16 protein-coding genes and 1 pseudogene are annotated in these 17155 nt (G+C 63.6%); 7 read left to right on the top strand and 10 right to left on the bottom strand.

The window, feature by feature from the left end:
- Nucleotides 1-118: 118 nt before the first annotated feature.
- The 3 genes from glgC (at nucleotide 119) to AC630_RS09870 (ending at nucleotide 3230) form a co-directional block, all read left to right on the top strand.
- The gene (gene glgC, locus AC630_RS09855; RefSeq protein WP_074118351.1) at nucleotides 119-1381 is read left to right on the top strand and encodes a glucose-1-phosphate adenylyltransferase; all 1263 of its coding nucleotides are present in this window, start codon (nucleotides 119-121) and stop codon (nucleotides 1379-1381) included.
- Nucleotides 1378-2835: a glycogen synthase GlgA gene (glgA, locus tag AC630_RS09860; protein ID WP_074118352.1), complete on the top strand. Its 1458-nt coding sequence runs from the start codon at nucleotides 1378-1380 to the stop codon at nucleotides 2833-2835. The genes glgC and glgA overlap by 4 nt, the downstream gene beginning before the upstream one ends.
- Before the next feature lie 134 nt (nucleotides 2836-2969).
- A complete protein-coding gene (locus AC630_RS09870; protein WP_074118354.1) occupies nucleotides 2970-3230 on the top strand; it encodes a SemiSWEET transporter in 261 nt (86 codons plus the stop codon).
- A 158-nt stretch (nucleotides 3231-3388) separates the two neighbouring features.
- Here the strand turns inward: AC630_RS09870 and AC630_RS09875 are convergent, their stop codons facing one another.
- The 4 genes from AC630_RS09875 to AC630_RS09890 form a co-directional block, all read right to left on the bottom strand.
- The gene (locus tag AC630_RS09875; protein WP_074118404.1) at nucleotides 3389-4873 is read right to left on the bottom strand and encodes a DUF1254 domain-containing protein; all 1485 of its coding nucleotides are present in this window, start codon (nucleotides 4871-4873) and stop codon (nucleotides 3389-3391) included.
- Nucleotides 4874-4961: 88 nt separating this feature from the next.
- On the bottom strand, nucleotides 4962-6287 hold the full coding sequence (locus tag AC630_RS09880) for a DUF1254 domain-containing protein (RefSeq protein WP_245330328.1): 1326 nt from the start codon (nucleotides 6285-6287) through the stop codon (nucleotides 4962-4964).
- A 278-nt stretch (nucleotides 6288-6565) separates the two neighbouring features.
- Nucleotides 6566-6817 carry a hypothetical protein gene (locus AC630_RS09885; protein ID WP_143197938.1) on the bottom strand — a complete coding sequence of 84 codons (252 nt, stop codon included), beginning with the start codon at nucleotides 6815-6817 and terminating at the stop codon, nucleotides 6566-6568.
- Nucleotides 6818-6974: 157 nt separating this feature from the next.
- Entirely contained in the window at nucleotides 6975-7772 is a 798-nt protein-coding gene (locus AC630_RS09890) for a DODA-type extradiol aromatic ring-opening family dioxygenase (RefSeq protein ID WP_074118356.1), read from the bottom strand.
- Between the two features lie 158 nt (nucleotides 7773-7930).
- Here AC630_RS09890 and AC630_RS09895 point away from each other — a divergent pair, with 158 nt between their 5' ends.
- Nucleotides 7931-8110: a hypothetical protein gene (locus tag AC630_RS09895; protein ID WP_074118406.1), complete on the top strand. Its 180-nt coding sequence runs from the start codon at nucleotides 7931-7933 to the stop codon at nucleotides 8108-8110.
- A 16-nt stretch (nucleotides 8111-8126) separates the two neighbouring features.
- Here the strand turns inward: AC630_RS09895 and AC630_RS09900 are convergent, their stop codons facing one another.
- Together AC630_RS09900 and AC630_RS09905 are read right to left on the bottom strand one after the other, a co-directional pair.
- A complete protein-coding gene (locus tag AC630_RS09900) occupies nucleotides 8127-9587 on the bottom strand; it encodes a carboxylesterase/lipase family protein (RefSeq protein ID WP_074118357.1) in 1461 nt (486 codons plus the stop codon).
- A gap of 82 nt (nucleotides 9588-9669) precedes the next feature.
- Entirely contained in the window at nucleotides 9670-9891 is a 222-nt protein-coding gene (locus tag AC630_RS09905; protein ID WP_245330329.1) for a hypothetical protein, read from the bottom strand.
- A gap of 229 nt (nucleotides 9892-10120) precedes the next feature.
- Here AC630_RS09905 and AC630_RS09910 point away from each other — a divergent pair, with 229 nt between their 5' ends.
- From AC630_RS09910 to AC630_RS09920, 3 genes are all read left to right on the top strand, one after another.
- Nucleotides 10121-12811 (top strand): flavin-containing monooxygenase, encoded by a 2691-nt coding sequence (locus AC630_RS09910; RefSeq protein WP_074118359.1) that lies wholly within the window; start codon nucleotides 10121-10123, stop codon nucleotides 12809-12811.
- Nucleotides 12812-12921: 110 nt separating this feature from the next.
- The gene (locus tag AC630_RS48025; protein WP_074118360.1) at nucleotides 12922-13197 is read left to right on the top strand and encodes a hypothetical protein; all 276 of its coding nucleotides are present in this window, start codon (nucleotides 12922-12924) and stop codon (nucleotides 13195-13197) included.
- A 113-nt stretch (nucleotides 13198-13310) separates the two neighbouring features.
- The gene (locus AC630_RS09920; RefSeq protein WP_074118361.1) at nucleotides 13311-13616 is read left to right on the top strand and encodes a hypothetical protein; all 306 of its coding nucleotides are present in this window, start codon (nucleotides 13311-13313) and stop codon (nucleotides 13614-13616) included.
- Nucleotides 13617-13664: 48 nt separating this feature from the next.
- Here the strand turns inward: AC630_RS09920 and AC630_RS45340 are convergent, their stop codons facing one another.
- The 4 genes and pseudogenes from AC630_RS45340 to AC630_RS09935 form a co-directional block, all read right to left on the bottom strand.
- Complete coding sequence (locus AC630_RS45340; protein ID WP_167561165.1) at nucleotides 13665-13820, bottom strand: hypothetical protein; 156 nt, start codon at nucleotides 13818-13820, stop codon at nucleotides 13665-13667.
- A gap of 116 nt (nucleotides 13821-13936) precedes the next feature.
- A complete protein-coding gene (locus AC630_RS09925; RefSeq protein ID WP_074118362.1) occupies nucleotides 13937-14461 on the bottom strand; it encodes a septal ring lytic transglycosylase RlpA family protein in 525 nt (174 codons plus the stop codon).
- 302 nt (nucleotides 14462-14763) lie between these two features.
- Nucleotides 14764-15070: pseudogene (locus AC630_RS09930) on the bottom strand (DUF1501 domain-containing protein); the annotation flags it as partial.
- Between the two features lie 300 nt (nucleotides 15071-15370).
- Nucleotides 15371-16966: an NAD-dependent malic enzyme gene (locus AC630_RS09935; RefSeq protein ID WP_074118363.1), complete on the bottom strand. Its 1596-nt coding sequence runs from the start codon at nucleotides 16964-16966 to the stop codon at nucleotides 15371-15373.
- Nucleotides 16967-17155 lie beyond the last annotated feature (189 nt).

Below are 17155 nucleotides of genomic sequence, written 5' to 3' on the forward strand. Positions count from 1 at the left end.
CGCAACCAACAACCACCTTCCCGATTTACCATTCGTACCGCTACTATCGGTTCCAATGGTGCGCGGCCCAGAGCCGTCTCGCGAAGGTCGGGCATGCGCCAGAGTGTGGGAGGATGACATGAGTGCCGTCGGTAATGAGCCGCTCGCCCGTCAGGCGCTGGCGTTCGTCCTGGCCGGCGGGCGCGGCAGTCGGCTGCTGGAGTTGACCGACCGGCGCGCCAAACCCGCGGTCTATTTCGGCGGCAAATCCCGCATCATCGATTTCGCCCTCTCGAACGCGGTGAACTCCGGCATTCGCCGTATCGCGGTCGCCACCCAGTACAAGGCTCACAGCCTGATCCGGCATTTGCAGATGGGCTGGAACTTCTTCCGTCCCGAGCGCAACGAGAGCTTCGACATTCTCCCCGCCAGCCAGCGCGTCTCCGAGAACATGTGGTATGTCGGCACGGCGGATGCGGTCTACCAGAACATCGACATCATCGAGTCCCACAACGCCCGCTTCATCGTGGTGCTCGCCGGCGACCACATTTACAAGATGGACTACGAGGTGATGCTGCGCCAGCACGTCGAGAGTAGCGCCGACGTCACGGTCGGCTGCCTCGAAATGCCGCGCGCGGAATCCTCGGGCTTCGGCATCATGCATATCGACGAGAACGGCTGGATCCAGTCGTTCCTCGAAAAGCCCGCCGATCCGCCGCCGATGCCTGGCAAGCCGGACGTCTCGCTCGCCAGCATGGGCATCTATGTGTTCGATGCAAAATTCCTTTACGAAGAACTCAAGCGCGACGCCGCGGACCCAAACTCGAACCACGATTTCGGCAAGGACATCATTCCCTATATCGTCAAAAACGGCCGCGCGATCGCGCACCAGTTCTCGACCTCCTGCGTTCGCTCCGGCAGCAACGGCGGCGCCTATTGGCGCGACGTCGGTACCGTCGACGCCTATTGGGCCGCCAACATCGACCTCACCGACGTGGTGCCGGAGCTCGACCTGTTCGACCGCGCCTGGCCGATCTGGTCCTACGCGGAGATCACGCCGCCCGCGAAATTCGTCCACGACGAGGAGAGCCGGCGCGGCCAGGCAGTGAGCTCGCTGGTCTCGGGCGGCTGCATTATCTCCGGCGCCTCGCTGCGCCGCTCCCTGCTGTTCACCGGCGTGCGCATCAACTCCTACGCCAATGTCGAAAACGCCGTGATCATGCCTTATGTGAGTGTCGGGCGCGGGGCGCGGTTGAAGAACGTCGTGATCGACCGCGGCGTCGAGATTCCCGAGGGCCTCGTCGTCGGCGAGGATCCGCGCCTCGATGCCCAGCGCTTCCGGACCACTGAGACCGGCATTTCGCTCATCACGCAGCCGATGCTCGACAGGCTCAATACATGATGCCTGTTCGCGTCCTCGCGGTCGCCTCCGAAGTCTATCCCATCGTCAAGACCGGCGGCCTCGCAGATGTCGTCGGCGCGCTGCCGCTCGCACTGAAGGCACATGGCGTCGAGATGCGCACGCTGATGCCGGGCTATCCCGACGTGGTGCGGCTCGTTTCGGGCGCAGAGGAAATCCGGCGCTGGCCGGACTATTTCGGCGGACCGGGCCGGCTGCTCGCCGGCTCCCACGATGGGCTCGACCTCTTCGTGCTCGACGTGCCGCATCTCTACGCCCGGCCGGGCAACCCTTACGTGACAGCCGAGGGCGTCGACTGGCCCGACAATGGCATGCGCTTCGCAGCGCTGTCGCGCGTCGCCGCCGACATCGGCCACGGCCTCGTTCCGGCCTTCGTGCCCGATGTCGTGCACGCCCATGACTGGCAGGCGGGGCTCGCGCCGGCCTATCTGCACTATGACAATCGTCCGCGGCCCGGCACCGTGATGACCATTCACAACATGGCCTATCAGGGCAAGTTCGACCGCGAGCTGATCGGTGCGATCGGCCTGCCCTGGAGCTCCTTCGACGTTCACGGCCTCGAATATTTCGGCGGCATCAGCTTCCTGAAGGCCGGGCTGCAATTCGCCGATCGCATCACGACGGTGTCGCCGACCTATGCGCATGAGATCCAGAGCGACGAAGGCGGCATGGGGCTCGGCGGCTTGCTTCGCGAACGCGCGGGCGTGCTGAGCGGCATCCTCAACGGCATCGACATCGAGGTCTGGAATCCGAAAGAAGATCCGCACATCGCCTACCGCTTCGGCGCGGAGGATCTTACGTTTCGGGCGGCGAACAAGGCGGTGCTTCAGAAGCAGTTCAATCTCGATTCCTCGGACGAAGCGCCGTTGCTCGGCGTCATCAGCCGCCTGTCCTGGCAGAAGGGACTCGATCTCCTGCTCGAGGCCATTCCGACCATTTTGGGCGAAGGCATGCAGCTCGCGCTGCTCGGCAGCGGCGACCGCGATCTCCAGGATCGATATCAGGCCGTTGCGCGCGCAAATCCCGGCCGCATCGGGGTCGTGATCGGCTACGACGAGATTTTGGCGCATCTGATCCAGGCCGGCTCAGACGCGCTGATCGTGCCGTCGCGGTTCGAGCCATGCGGCCTGACCCAGCTTTGCGCGCTGCGCTATGGTGCCGTGCCGATCGTGTCGCGCGTCGGCGGTCTCGAGGATACCATCGTCGATGTCGGCGAGGCCGACACGTCGGACCGCGATGCCACCGGCTTCAAGTTCGGCCCCGTGACCGCGGATGCCCTCGCCGGCACGCTGCGCAAGGTCAACATCGCCTTCCACGACAAGCTGACCTGGCGCCGGCTGCAATTGAGCGGCCTTGCGACCGACGTCTCCTGGCGCAACCGCGCCGGCGACTACGCCGCGCTCTACCGCAGCCTCGTGGCATCCCGCCGGGCCTAGAGCCCCGTTCCGATGGAATCGGAACGCGGCTCTCGATTCTCATTTTGACGCGTTTTCTTTACGCGAACCGGTATCCACTTCGCTCGAAAACGCTCCAGGCACGACCAGGATCGAATCCATGCTATAGAGCCGGCATGGAACCCCTCGCGATCAAGCTGCTCGGCTTTGCCGCCGCAACCTGCACCACCGTTGCCTATGCGCCGCAGTTCATCAAGGTGTGGAAGACGCGCTCGGCCCGCGACATCTCGCTCGGCATGTTCCTGGTCATGGTGCTGGGCCTGGCGCTCTGGCTCGTCTACGGCCTGCTCAGCGGCGACGCTCCGCTGGTCGCCGCCAACGCCGTCACCATGCTGCTCGCCGGCGGCATTCTGTTCATGAAGCTGAAGTACGGGTGAGCTTGAAGCGGCGTAGGACGGATTAGCGCGTGTACTCGTAAATCCGGGATGTCTGCTTTTGAGTGGAAAAGCCGACACGCGGCCCCGTCACCGAAAGTTCGCCTTGTGACCCCCAAACGGACATCGTTTTTCCAAGCGACTTACGCGACCCGTTAGTGTCACTTCATCATTTCGATGTCGCCAGGCTTCCAGCTCTTGTTCAAGGCAGCTTCGGTTGGGCCGTAGAGCCTGAGGATGGCGAAATACCCCCTGCCGGGCACCGTAGCGAGCCAGTTGCCTTGCTTGCCCGCAGGTGCTTGGGGGGAAAGGTAGATATCCGTGCTGCCGTCAGCGTTTTGTGCCGGCTTGTCGCGCGAGCCGAGCGAGGGGAAAGGCTGACCGTTCGCGAGACCGGAGGAGTTCTCAGCCTCGTAGAGCGTTACCGACCAGAAGATGGCAGCCGGGACGTTGGCGGGCAGGCTCAGACGATAGTTGCCGCCGCCCGACAAGGGCGCGCCCTCGCTATCGGTAAAGACCATCAAGTAATTGGCACCCTTGCCCGGCGTGATCGACAACATGCCGGGGCTGATCGAGTAGTAGTTGGTGAAGAAGTTGATCCGGGAGTCGAGGGCTAGATACCCTCCCGCCGTATTGATCCAGGACGTATTGAACGCACCTGATGGCTTTGACGGTGTGCCACTGGCGAAGGGATTGGCCCAGTGACGGTCTGAATATATCTTGTAGGAGATGCCGCCGACGACTTCTTCGAAGCCGAGGACGCGGCTCATCTTGTACGCGGTCTTCGCGGCTCGATCGAGCACCTCCCGCGCATGCACATCGGGTGTGAATGGCTGGTCCCTGACGATGCCGATCGCTGCCAGCATGCCGAGCCAATCGGGGCCAGCGAGGCTGTCGCCCTCGCTGTCCACGAGACGCTTGAGTTGATCGAAGGCGCTGTCGTCGCTGATCGGCAGCATGTTGACCGGGACACCGGAGGCGTCCGGGAATTTCATCGGCTTGGCGGAAGCCTCCCCATTCAGCGGATATATCCTGGTCCGTTCAAGGTGTGAGACGGCCGGCGTCAGATTGTTCGGGTCATCATAGAACCCGCGCAGGAAGATGAAGACGTTGTTTGTCCCGGAGCGGTAGACGAAATGACCTTCCGGCACCGTTCCCTTGTAGTCGGGTGGCAACAGTAGAAACTTTCCGCCCTTGCCAGCGTCCGGTCCAGCCAGGCCGACATCACCCGCGAACCCGCCACCATCGACCGGGATGGGGCGCTGCCAGTAGTCGAGCAGGATGCCTTGCAGCCCGGGCGGCGCTTCCATTACCAGCGGACCATCCGCGCCCAAGTCAACGTAGCTCATGGCATAGAGCACGTCGGAGTTGGGAGTCGTCACCAGGGTCTTGGCGTCGAGGCGCTTTTTCCAGATCGGCAAGACGTTGTAGCCGGCGCCGAATGTCCTTTCCGACCCGACCTGCATGCCGAGCGTGTTGATCAATGGTAACGCCCAGAGATAGGTCTGCGTCGCCCGCTGAAACAGCAGTTCGTCGCGCAGCGTCTGCGCGGTCTGCTTTGTGGGCCGGCCTTCGGCGAACGGGAGGTTGGCGAGGTTATCGAAATAGGTCTCTTGGGCGAGGGCTTGTGTTGCTAGTCTGCTCATGGCCAGCACGCCAACGAGCGCGGCGCCGATGAGGCTTGGGGTGCGCGAGGCTTTCACGGTGATGTCCTCCCTGCGCTTGATCGGTTTGTTATGTCCCCTTCACGATGGCCGACGGTTGCCACGTGCCGTCGAGGATGGCTTTGTCCGCCCAGTAGGCACGGATGTAGAGCGAGAACGTGCCGTTCGGCGCCGGCAGCCAGTTGTTTTCCTTGTCTCCGCCCGGGGACGTTGCGCCGACATACAGCGTAAGCGAGCCGTCAGAGTTGTACTTGAGCGTCTTGTTCTTGGTGCCCAGCGAATAGCGCTTCAGCGCGTTCGGGTGGAACAGATGGACATCGTTGTACAGGGTGACTGACCAGAACCCTCGGACCGGCGGCACCTGACCTTTGGAAAAGGTGATCGTATAACTGTTCCGGCCATCGAGCTGCTCGCCTTGGTAGTCGTTGTCCGTGTAGATGTACTTGGTTTCATCTGGGCGGTTGTCGTACATGTTCGACTTTGCGGTGGCCGTCCGATTGAGGTAGTCGGTCCCCCACTGCGCATTGTTCACCGGTGAGTTCCAGCCGTTGCCCGCAGGGCGGCCGTTGTAGCGCCACTGGAAGAACGGCGAGATCATCTCGCGCTCGGCCTCGACGGCGGTTTCTTTCAGCGTTTGCTTGATCGTCGGATCTTTGTCGGCCGCCTCCAGCACGCTGCCGATCCATTTGTAGAGAGCTTCTTCGCCCGGCATCGGCGGCACCTGCTTCATCACCGCCGGCAACTCGTCGAAGTATGTGTCCGGGTTCACCCACTCGGTCTCACCTTTGCCTTGGGAACCGGCCGGGAAGTGCGGGAGCTTGCTCCAGTCCGTGGTCTTCATTTTCCCGTCGAACTGCGAGAGGGGGTAGAAACCAATCTGGCTCAGCACCGGCTGGATGGCCTTCCGATCCTCTGCAGTGTCGTCCATGAAGGCGCGCGCACCCATGGTGACCACCGGAGTGGAAGAGCGCACCACCGCCGTGATGCCGGCGGGCGTTTCGCCCTTCCAGCCCGGCCCGACCATCAGATAGAACCCCGGCTTGGTGCCGTACGGCTTGCCGATCTTCGAGAACTCGTCGGTACGCGCGTCATAGAGCGCATATACCCAGAAGCGATCGCCGAAATCCGGCACCTGGAAGACAATGGGATTCTTGTCGAGGTCGGCGTAGCCGAAGCCGTACACCACGTCCTGGTTCGGGCAGGTGACGAAGTGTTCGTCCGGGCTGATGTAATCAGACAGCACTGCGATTGCGTTGAATGCAACCGGCACGGAACCGCCCATCAAGCCCGGTTCCGGCGCCTTGGCCATGGCCGCAGCGCGGTTGGCCACATTGACCAACGGCCACCCCCACAGGTAGGCCATGCGCCCGATCGACTGTACATAGGCCTTGGTCATGGCAGTGCCTGGCGGCGGCCCGGGGACCTCGGCGGCAGTTGAGGGAGTCGGGAATTGCTGTGCCTGAACACATATGGTCCCCAAGCTTAGCGCGAGCGCGGCAAATGCCGGAATGACAACGCACCTGATTCTCATGGCTGACCTCGCCAGATGCTGGATCGAGAAGGCAGGATTAGCTCGATTGCCTTTGCGCGCTATGCGACTCCGGCAGAATGTCTCTTCCTGGCCCGAAGCGGCTGATGGCCGATGGCCGAGCATGTCCGCTCTGCCCTGGTAATTCAGACATCAACGTGTTCGGCAATCGCGGGCGCGTCGTCAACCTCGATGCCGAGATAGCGCGCCGTGCTTTCGATCTTGGTGTGGCCGAGCAAGAGCTGCGCAGCTCGCAAATTCCCCATGCCGCGGGTCCGTCTTTCGATCTGGCGCCGGGTTCGGATCGACCAGAATTGGTTTGGCGGCAGCGGAGGTTTGGCTCCGATCAGCTTGCCCTTGTTCCAGGGTGTGCAGCATCGCGGGTCAATCGGCGCCATGATGGAATTTTGCCGCTGTTTTGCCCGACGTGTCAAATGTCCTCGGGACAGCGCTTGAGCAGCGCAGCCGGCCGGGCAATTTTGCTAAGCTTTTCTACTTTGCATGGGGTTGTTTTCGAGATTTTGCGTTGGCCCGGTCGCGTGATGGCAAGGAAGATCAGCCGCCGAACACATACGACGCCATCGCAACGCTCGCGACCTCGTCGACGAAAACGCGATGGCCGACGTCGCTGCCGGCGGCACCGGCGGCCACCATCAGCGGCAGCAGATGGTCCTCGCGGGGATGGGCAAGGCGCGCGCTCGGTGCGTTCTCCCAGTCCACCAGCATCGCGTTGCGGCGCGCCGCATCCGGATTGCTGATGGCCTCGTTCAGATAGGCCTCGAAATCATACGAGACCGCCTTGGACTCCGCCCGGCCGAAGCCGCGCATGTTGTGATAGGTCAGGCCGCTGCCGATGATCAGGATGCCGTCGTCGCGGAGCGAGGCGATCGCCTGCCCGGCCCTGATGTGCTCGGCTGCATCATAGGTCGACTTCAGCGACAGCAGCACGATCGGCATGTCCGCGTTCGGATACATCAGGCCGAGCGGCACGAAGGTGCCGTGATCGAATCCCTGGTTGGCATCCTCGCGGCAATCGAGGCCTGCGCGCGTGAGCAGCGTCTTCACCTCCGCGGCGAGCTCAGGCTTGCCCGGCGCCGGATATTTGAGGTGATAGGTATGCTCGGGGAAGCCGTAATAGTCGTACACCATCGGCGGATGCGCCGAGGTGGACACGGTGAAGGCGTCGGCTTCCCAATGTCCGGTGATGACGAGCACGGCCTTCGGCTTCGCCGGCAGAAGCTGCGGCAGCCGGCCGAACTCCTCGGCGGTCTTCGCATATTGCACCCGCCTGTCCTCCATGAAGGGCCAGGGGCCGCCGCCATGCGACAGGAAGAAGGTCGGAAATCGCGTCATGGGCGAAGGCTCGTCTCGTTGGCAACATGCGCGTGCGAGCTGCCCGCGCGATCGGCGGCGAGCATAGGCAAACCGGTATGGTTAGCAAGTCGTTAACGATTTGCCGCCCAGAATCCCCGGCGTGGCCGAAGGAGTCGGCCAGAAGACAAGGGCGGAAGATGAAGAAGTTTGCGCTGGGGGACGTCGTTAACAGTGACAAGGGCCGCCGCGGCGTCATCCGCGCCGCCTTCAGATCGAGGGAAGGCCAGCAGTTCTACGCCGTCGAGAAGGACGGTGCGATGGACTATCTGGAGGAAGACCGCCTCACCCCGGCGCCGCGCGTCGAGCTTGCGGCCTGATCCAACTCATCCTGCTCTAGCGCGCGAGGCGATCGAGACGGTCCGACCAGGGGTCGTCTCCGCTCGCCATGCGATCGTTGGTGATCAGCAGAAGGCGATCGCCTCCCGCCGCCGCGTCCCAGCGCGGCAGGTCGGGACCGTTGGGATCGCCGCTCTTCGCGAAGTTGATCCAGTAAGCGCGCATCCGGTTTGCGACCTCGCGATCGCGCCGTGAAAACATGCCCGCACCGGGCACGCCTTCCGCGCCGAAGATGAACTGCAACTCGCGCCCGTGACCGCCGTCGGGATTCGCGCGCTGCGCCTCCGGAACATAGGCGAAGCGATAGCGAAAGGTCGGCGCGCCGCTTGCGGCATGCAGGCGAGCCAGCAACCTCGCCGGCTCGGAGAAGACCTCGTCGGTGTAGAAGCGCGCCGCAAGTTCGGACGATGTGGTGAGACCGGGGTAGAGTTTGCGTAGCTCATCGAGTGTGCCGCCTGACGATGCTAGCTGCTCCTTGATGTCGAGATCACTGTCAAACCGCGTCTCATCAACATTCGAGCCGATGATGAGGGGAACGCGACTTTCATGTCCCGCCGCGAACCCCGCGGCGACGCTTTCGGTAACCAGGCTTCCATCGATCGCCGGGGCGAAGCTGTGCGGGGATTTTGCCAGCATTCGCTTTTCGGCGGCCAGCAGTTGCGCCGGTGTGACCGTGCGCAAATCAGTCTCCTGCCCGAGTGCCGCCGCGAAGTCCCGGCCTGCGGCTTCCGCATCCTGCGCCGGGCGCAGGCGCGCGCGGCCCGGCACCGATTGCAGAATGGCTTTCTGAAACAGATCGCGCGACTGCGTACACAGCATCAGGAGCGCGATTGAGGTCGCGCCGGCACCGCTGCCAAACAAGGTAACGTTGTTCGGATCGCCGGCGAAGGCCGCGATGTTGTCGTGCACCCAATGCAGCGCTGCAATCTGGTCCATCAGGCCGTAATTGCCAGAGCTGCCTACCGACAGCGTGGGATGGGTGAGCCAGCCGAGTGCGCCGAGACGATAATTGACGCTGACCACGATGAGGCCGGCCTGTGCGAGCTTTGCGCCGTCGAACAACGGATCATTCGCTGTGCCGCTGACGAAGGCTCCGCCATGGATGAACACCATCACCGGCAGCGGGCCGTCAACGCCGAAGGGACGGAATACGTTCAGCGTGAGGCAATCCTCGCTCGCGCCGGGCAATGACGGTTGAAGGCACGGCGCCGCGTAATCGTAAGCGGTGCGCATCTCCGAACTCTCGGGCGTCGCCTGTGGTGGACGCCACCGCAGCGGGCCGAGCGGCGGCGTTGCGTAAGCGAGTCCCCTGAACGAGGCCACCTCGCCTTCGACGGCGCCGAGCATCTGTCCTTCACGCGTCAGCGCAAATGGAAATTGTCCAACCGCCTGGGCTACGGCCATATCGGCGCAACCGAGGAACGCGGAAGCGGCAAGAAGCGCAAGCAGGGACCGCATCTTCGGGGGATCTCGATGCGCTGAAGGGTTCCCTGCAGGTTACGTCCGCGGCCCGCAGCGAAGCAAGCTCCGCGACGGACGGTTAGCTGCTCTTGCAGCCGTTCTTGCCGGCGATCTCCGCGAGCGCACGGCGGGCGACAATGCCGAGTTCGCCCAGCGTGGAGTGACCGGATTGCGCCGCTTCGATCAGGCGCTCGGCGATGAATCTGCGGCTGTCGTGATCGCCGCCGTGAGGCAATTGCCGGCACGTCTCCTCAAGGACGACGTCCATGTTGGCTTTGGTCCGCTCACTCAACTCTGTCATGACATCCGGTTGGCAACGCGTGGCACGGAACCGCAGCATACACAGACAGATCGAGCCTGATTAGCCCGGAAAATCACGGCCATTGTGCATCGCGATAGGTGTAGGCCCGCAACCTTCGCGCCGCCACGATGTCGGCGCAAACGACTACCGAAGATTGCACTTGTCCTGATGACAAGCCGGACCCGCGGCGATAGCCTGCCGGCATAACAAAATACACGGGAGGAATGCCATGCCTGACGCAATGGTCGCCGCACGTGAGTCCAAAGCGGCGAGTGGAAAAGCCCAACAAGTCGACGTTGCCGTCGTCGGCGCCGGATTTGCCGGTCTCTATCTTCTCCATCGCCTGCGCAAGGCCGGGCTCACGACAGTCGCTCTCGAAGAGGCCGGCGATGTCGGTGGCACCTGGTACTGGAACCGTTATCCCGGCGCCCGCTGCGATATCCAGACCATCGATTACAGCTACACGTTCGATCCGGAACTCGATAAGGCCTGGACCTGGTCGGAGAAATACGCGACCCAGCCCGAGATACTGCGCTATCTCGGCTTCGTCGCGGATCGCTACGATCTGCGCCGCGACATTCGCTTCAACACCAAGGTCACGGAAGCCAAGTGGGACGAGGCGACTGAGCGCTGGCAACTCACCACCGACAATGGCGATCCCGTCTCCTGCCGACACTACATCATGGCGACCGGCTGTCTCTCCGCGCCGAAGCCGCCGGAGATCGATGGCGTCAAGGAATTCAAGGGCGAGGTGTATTTCACAGGCCGCTGGCCGCATGACGGCGTCAATCTCGCCGGCAAGCGCGTCGCCGTGATCGGCACCGGCTCGTCAGGCATTCAATCGATCCCGCTGATTGCCGAACAGGCCGCACATCTGACCGTGTTCCAGCGCACGCCGAATTTCGCGCTGCCTGCGCATAACGGCCCCTCGCCGTCCGATCGCATGGGCCTTTTCCAGGACGACCGTGCGGCCTATCGCGAGCAGGCGCGGCAATCGATGGCCGGCGTGCCATATCCGCAGCAGATGGCCGTGAGCTGGCAATTGAGCGACGCCGAGCGCCGCGCGCGCTTTGAAGAGGCTTGGGGTAAGGGCGATCTCGTCTACATCCTCACGCAGCTCTGGGCCGACCAGGCCGTCGACTTCGACGGCAACAAGCTGATCTGCGACCTCATCCGCGAGAAGATCTCGGCGGCCGTGAAGAATCCGGAGACGGCGGCGGCGCTGATGCCGCATGACCATCCTTTCGGCGCAAAACGCCCCTGCCTCGACACCAACTACTATGCCACCTACAACCGGCCGAACGTCACGCTGGTCAATCTGCGCCAGGAGCCGATCAAGGCGATCACCGCAAGTGGCATCACCACAAGCAAGCGTAGCGTGGACGTCGACGTCATCGTGTTCGCGACCGGCTTCGACGCCATGACCGGCGCGATCCGGGCCGTGCATCCGATCACCGGGCGCGGCGGCAAGTCGCTCACCGATGTCTGGGCGCACGGGCCGCAGACCTACCTCGGGCTCACGGTCGAGGGCTTCCCGAACTTCTTCATGATTACCGGTCCCGGAAGCCCGTCGGTGCTGTCGAACATGGCGGTCTCGATCGAGCAGCATGTCAACTGGGTGGTCGACCGGCTCAAAGCGTTGCGCGACGCCGGCTTCACCACGATCGAGCCGACCGAGACGGCGCAGGCCGGCTGGGGCCAGCACATGGCCGACTGTTCGATGCTGACGCTGCACCGTCTCGCCAACACCTGGTACACGGGTGCCAATGTGCCCGGCAAGGTGCAGGGCCTGATGCCCTATACCGGCGGCGTCGGTCCCTATCGCAGCATCTGCGACGAGGTCGTCGGTCGCGGCATGCTCGGCTTCAAGCTCACCGGCCCAAATGTCGCCGCCCAGTGCAACGATGGCGAGGTGGTGCGCCTGCAGCCGGATGTGCGGCTGGTGCTGAACCTGCTTGCATCGCTGAATCTGCCGCCGATCGAGTCGATGGGCGCGCTTGGCGCCCGCGCCTTCGTCGACGAGTTCAACAAGGGCCGGCCCGCGGGGCGGCCGATCGGCGATATCGTCGACGGTACCCTGCCCGGTCCAGACGGACCTCTGCCTTACCGTGTGTACCGGCCGGCAGCGCCCGGGCCGCATCCCGTTGTGGTCTATTTCCACGGTGGCGGCTGGGTGCTCGGCGACGAGCAGTCCGATGAACCGTTCTGCCGCGACATGGTGCGGCGGACCGGCATGATCTTTGTCAGCGTCGGCTATCGCCATGCGCCCGAGCATCGCTTCCCGACCGCGGCTGAAGATGGCTACGCGGCGACGCGCTGGATCGCCGAGCACCTCGCCGAGCTCGGCGGCAAACCTGGCCCGGTGCTGGTCGCGGGCTGGAGCGCCGGCGGCAACATCGCCGCCGTCACCTGCCAGCTTGCGCGTGACCGCGGCGGGCCTGAGATCGCCGGCCAGCTTCTGGTGTGTCCGGTCACCGACTGCACCTACGATCGTCCGTCCTACAACGATAATGCGACCGGCTACTTCCTGACGCGCTCACTGATGTACTGGTTTTGGGACCTCTACTGCTCGCCGGCCGACCGCACCGATCCGCGCGTCTCGCCGCTACGCGGCAAGGTCGCGGGTCTGCCGCCGGCCTTCGTCGTCACCTGCGAGTTCGATCCGTTGCGCGATGAGGGCGTCGCCTATGCCGAGGCGATGGCGGCTGCAGGGGTCCCGGTCGAGCAGCTCAAGGCGCGCGGTCATTTCCACTCGTCATTTGCGATGGTGGACGTGGTCATCACCGGTGTGTCTGGACGGGTGAAGATGGCCGAGGCCTTGCGGGGCTTCGCCGGGCTTCCTCCGCAGGTCAGTCGCGGCGATGAGAACAGCCACGGTCAAACCAGCCCGGGGCACAAGATCGCGGCGGCCGCGAGCTAACCGTAACAAGGCAGCCGGGAACCTTTTCCCGGCTGCCGCGTTTTGTGCACCGGCACGCAAAGCCGCGTGCTGGAGTATTTTCTGGAGTATTTTTTGCGTGAGGCAGGGCGATGAGGGATGTGTCAGTTGCGGATTCAAAGGTCAATTTTGGTGCGCTCGCGGCCCTGCATAAATGGCCGTCGCTTGCAAACCAGCGCAGGCCGGAGAGAGAGTCTTATCAGGTGAGCGAAGGCACTCTCGATGAGTGCATCTCCGCTTTCATGGGGAAGCCGGCGGCGACGCGGCATCTCTATGAGATCCACACGACGGCGCAGCCGCCGCTGGTCATGGATATCCTCTCGCCCGAGCACGTCACCGAGCTATCGCGGCTGAGAGAGTTTCTCTGACTGCGTGTGGTTGCTCCGGCTGCAGGCGCGCGGCAAGCTTTTCGCGAGGCCAGGAACCTTCTTCCGGTTCTTCCCGTTAACAGGGATCGGAAGCCAAGGCGTGAGTCCCTTCGATGCTTGAAGCCGGAGCCCCTTCCCCGATCGTGCCTTATGGCGCGGATCAGACCTTGTTCGTGGTGATCGACCGCCGCGACGACGCGACTGAAATCCGCATCGAGCGCAGCGACCTCGAAGCCACGATCGGCGAACTCGTCGCCGGCTGCTTCAACGACCCCATCAAGGTGATGTCGTTCAACACGCTCGAACATTGGATGAAGGACATTTCGACCGATGTCGCCGGTGAAATCCGGACGCGCTGCGACATCGACGGTGTAACGCTGCCCGACTATCTCAGCGATTTCGTCGACAGCCACACCTGAGCGCATCATCCGCACCGGCGCGCACTTCGGAGCTTGGTTTTTTGGTGATTAGGCGCGCCGGTACCTGCCGGCGATGATCTCAATCTCGCGGCGGCGTTCGCCGGCGAAGGTCAGAAGCTTTTCGATCGTCAGCGTATCCGTGATCCGTTTGGCGAGGCGTTCGGCGCGTGCGGCCTGATCTTCGAGATACTGGATCGTGTTCAAGCGCCGCCTCCCGAAAGGCCCCCGAATTGGAGCCCCGACCTGTTTGGGCAACCATCGTGCGCCAGAGCGGCTAACAGCCCGTTAAGCGCGGCGCCTCAATGTTCATGGACTATGCGCTATTGCACGACGTCGAGCCTGACATTGGCGACGCCCTTGTCGACCATGCCGAGCGCCGAGGCCGCGGAAGGAGAGATGTCGACGACGCGTCCACGAACATAGGGCCCGCGATCGTTGACCCTGACGGTCACGAAGCGGCCAGAGGAGACATCGGTGACCCGCAGCTTTGTGCCGAACGGCAGGGTGGGATGGGCCGCGGTCAATTCGTTCTTGTCGAACTTCTCGCCGCTCGCGGTCTCCGTATCCGAGTAGAAGCTGGCAACGCCATGTGCGGCGGTTTGCTTTGCGTCTCCGGCACCATGAGCGACACGCACACGGTTGTTCGGCCGCGGGTGCAGGTGCGCTACTCTGTGGGGCCGTTGCATGGCGGCCTGCCGGCTTGTGGCGGCGAGATCGGCCCTCTGGCGGCCGACCGGCGATTGCGCGCACGCGGCGAGCGAAGCGGCACCGATGATGGCAAGCAGCAACCGGCTCAGGGTTGCGAAGGAAATCCAGGCACTTTCGGTATGCGTAATGTGAGACATGGTACGCCCCTCCGAACAACCCTGAGTTTCGGTGGGCAATCGGGGCAGAACCTTGTCGGAACAAAAGCGGGCCGGAGGCCGCGGCCGTTTCGCGTCAGCTGTGACGATTCCACCACAGTGGCGTGTCCTGAATCGGGACAGACTCTGGAAAAATCAGCCTGCGACGCGCCAGACGATCGGGCGCGCCTCTGGCTGAGCTTCGTTCGCCTCGCCGTCCCCCCCTTCAGGCTGGCGAGAAAGTCGAGTTCCCGTTGTGTCAGTATGCACATCATGAACCCGATCCGGTTGCGAAGGCCGTGCCGTCAGCCGACGAGGCCATCCATCGGCTTGACGTCGCCACTGCCCCGGGAAGACAGCATCAGCCAGCACCTTCTCCCCGACGCGCAGGTGATCCCTGAGCAGGCCTTTCAGCACCGCGCGCAGATCCGAGGTCGGCTTGAGGTCGCGATCCTCGAGGAGTTGCGCCGGCTTCAGTCCCGGCCAGTCGACAATCACGCGGCCGCCGACGAGCCCGCCGCCGATGAGGAAGGCGACCGTGCCGGTACCGTGATCGGTGCCCTGCGTGCCATTGATGCGCGCGGTGCGCCCGAACTCGGTAACCACGGCAATACGGCACAACGGCGATTCCACCTGAAATGGTATCGCCGTGCTGACCTAATCGCGATCGGGCCGGCCACCCGGCTGATCAAATAGCGTGAGAGCTCGAGAGGTGGTCATGCCCGGGCTTGCCGTCTTCGCCGAAGCTTCGCCGGCCCAACACCGGTAGCCCGGCGAAGCCTTGGCGGAGCCGGGTCCCGGGCATCCACGTTCTTCGTGCCATGGGGCAAGGCGTGGATGGCCGGGACAAGGCCCGGCCATGACGATGTGGGAATATCAGCGCACTAACCACGCCGTTCGGGCTTAGCGAGGTTAGTAATGCGGCTGGTACATCTGCGACTGGACCAGGCCCTTCACGTCGTTGGGCGCCGGGCCGTCGGCCAGCCCACGCTGATAGGCGACGTCTGCGACAGCGGCGGCGATGCGGGCCGAGACCTCGCGGATGCGGGGCAGCGCCGGATAGAGGCTGCCTTGATCCAGGTCCTCCTTGCCGACGCAATCGGCGAGCGTATGGGCGGCGGCCATGAACATCTCGTCCGTCACCAGCCGCGAGCCGCTCGCGATGACACCGAGGCCGACGCCGGGGAAGATGTAGGAGTTGTTGCCCTGGCGAGGCACGAAGGTACGGCCGCTCAGCTTCACCGGGTCATAGGGGCTGCCGCAGGCGAACAGCGCGCGGCCCTCGGTGTAGCGGTAGGCATCCTCGGCCGAGCATTCGGCCTTCGAGGTCGGGTTGGAGAGCGCGAACACGATCGGTTGTTCGTTGAGCTCGGCCATCGCCTTGAGCACTTCAGGCGCGAAGGCGCCTCCGACCGCGGCGACACCGATGATCGCTGTCGGCTTCAGCGTCCTGATCGCGGTGAGGAAGTCGGCGATCGGCGCCTGGCCGGCATGCGCATAGCGGAGCTTGTGGCCGGAGAGGCCTTCCCGGCCGCCGACGACAAGGCCGCGGGAATCCACCAGCCAGTTGCGCCGGAGCGCCTCTGCCTCCGAGGCGCCCTCCGCCATCATGGCGGAGACGACGAGATCGGCGATGCCGGTCGCAGCCTCGCCCGCGCCGAGGAACAGGATGCGCTGGTCCCTCAGCTTGCCGCCGGATACACGCAGCGCCGAGAACAGGCCGGCGAGCGCTACCGCCGCAGTGCCCTGGATGTCGTCGTTGAAGACGCAAGTCTCATCGCGATATTTGTGCAGCAGCTTGAATGCCGAGTGATTGGCGAAATCCTCGAACTGGATCAACACGCCCGGAAAGGTCTTTCGCGCGGCCTGCATGAATTCGTCGACGAAGCTGTCATAGGCCTCGCCCGTGAGCCGCCGCTCACGCAGGCCGAGATAATAGGGATCGTTCAGTAGCTCTTCATTGTTGGTGCCGACGTCGAGCACGATCGGCAGGCACAACTCCGGATGCAAGCCGGCGCATGCGGAATAGAGCGAGAGCTTGCCGACCGGAATGCCCATGCCGTTGGCGCCGAGGTCGCCGAGACCAAGGATGCGCTCGCCGTCGGTCACGACGATCAGCTTGGCCGGATAGGGCCAGTTCTTCAGAATCTCAGCGATCTGGCCACGATCGCGCGAGGAGATGAACATGCCGCGCGGCCGCTGGAAGATCAGGCCGTATTTCTGGCAGGCGAGCCCGACCGTCGGCGTGTAGATGATCGGCTGGATCTCGTCGATATTGTCGACAACGACGCGGAAGAACAGCGCCTCGTTGCGGTCGTGCAGCGCGTTCAGCGCGACGTATTTTTCGAGATCGGTCGGCAGCGTGCGCAGATTGGTCAGCACGCGCTCGACTTGGGTCTCTATCGTCAGCACGCAAGGCGGCAGCAGGCCTCGCAGGCCGAGCGCATCGCGCTCCGCTTCCGTGAAGGCGGTGCCCTTGTTGAGCAGGGGATCGCGCAGCAACGTCATGCCGTGCGCGGAATCGGATGGTGTCAAATGGGCATTGACCGGAGCAGGTCTATTCACGAATTCCCCCAGGGAGTTTCTTATTGAAGGGCAAACATTGTCGGCCAGCGCTCACCTGAGATCAAGGACGTAGAAACTCGTGCATCGATTGTGATCTCGCACCGCAGCGAGATTTTCGCGATGGATCGCGAG

The sequence above is a fragment of the Bradyrhizobium sp. AS23.2 genome, assembly GCF_001908185.1.
GTDB lineage: Bacteria > Pseudomonadota > Alphaproteobacteria > Rhizobiales > Xanthobacteraceae > Bradyrhizobium.